The 1,400-nt window shown below is 51.0% G+C and carries 1 rRNA gene; it reads right to left on the bottom strand.

The features are described from left to right. Positions 1–52 precede the first annotated feature (52 nt). Positions 53–1,400, bottom strand: a 23S ribosomal RNA gene (locus tag F1609_RS33875); the annotation flags it as partial.

Raw genomic sequence — 1,400 nt, 5'->3', positions numbered from 1 at the left:
TATCGCACAAAACACAACGCGCATTTCTTATCTCTGCACCTGCTAAGGTTATAGGGACAAGCCGTACGGGCAATTAGTATCAGTTAGCTTAATGCATTACTGCACTTCCACACCTGACCTATCAACGTCCTGGTCTCGAACGACCCTTTAAAGAGCTCAAGGCTCTGGGAAATCTCATCTCAAGGCAAGTTTCCCGCTTAGATGCTTTCAGCGGTTATCTCTTCCAGACTTAGCTACCCGGCAATGCCACTGGCGTGACAACCGGTACACCAGAGGTCTGTCCACTCCGGTCCTCTCGTACTAGGAGCAGCCCCCTTCAAATTTCCAACGCCCACGGCAGATAGGGACCAAACTGTCTCACGACGTTTTAAACCCAGCTCACGTACCACTTTAAATGGCGAACAGCCATACCCTTGGGACCGGCTACAGCCCCAGGATGTGATGAGCCGACATCGAGGTGCCAAACTCCCCCGTCGATATGAACTCTTGGGAGGAATCAGCCTGTTATCCCCAGAGTACCTTTTATCCGTTGAGCGATGGCCCTTCCATACAGAACCACCGGATCACTATGTCCTACTTTCGTACCTGCTCGACTTGTCAGTCTCGCAGTTAAGCACGCTTATGCCATTGCACTATCAACACGATGTCCGACCGTATCTAGCGTACCTTCGAACTCCTCCGTTACACTTTAGGAGGAGACCGCCCCAGTCAAACTGCCTACCATGCACTGTCCCCGATCCGGATAACGGACCAAGGTTAGAACCTCAAACAAACCAGGGTGGTATTTCAAGGATGGCTCCACGATGACTGGCGTCACCGCTTCAAAGCCTCCCACCTATCCTACACAGATTGGTTCAAAGTCCAATGCAAAGCTACAGTAAAGGTTCATGGGGTCTTTCCGTCTAGCCGCGGGTAGATTGCATCATCACAAACATTTCAACTTCGCTGAGTCTCGGGAGGAGACAGTGTGGCCATCGTTACGCCATTCGTGCAGGTCGGAACTTACCCGACAAGGAATTTCGCTACCTTAGGACCGTTATAGTTACGGCCGCCGTTTACTGGGACTTCAATCAAGAGCTTGCACCCCATCATTTAATCTTCCAGCACCGGGCAGGCGTCACACCCTATACGTCCACTTTCGTGTTTGCAGAGTGCTGTGTTTTTATTAAACAGTCGCAGCCACCAGTTTATTGCAACCCTTTCACCCTTCTGGAGTAAACCAGTCAAGCTACCGGGGCGTACCTTTTCCCGAAGTTACGGTACCAATTTGCCGAGTTCCTTCTCCCGAGTTCTCTCAAGCGCCTTAGAATACTCATCTCGCCCACCTGTGTCGGTTTGCGGTACGGTCTCGTATGACTGAAGCTTAGAGGCTTTTCTTGGAACCACTTCCGATTGCTTCA

Source organism: Massilia aquatica, assembly GCF_011682045.1.
GTDB classification, from domain to species: domain Bacteria; phylum Pseudomonadota; class Gammaproteobacteria; order Burkholderiales; family Burkholderiaceae_D; genus Telluria_A; species Telluria_A aquatica.
The sequence above is the reverse complement of the archived record's forward strand: the minus strand, read 5'-3'. Positions and strand labels throughout refer to the sequence as shown.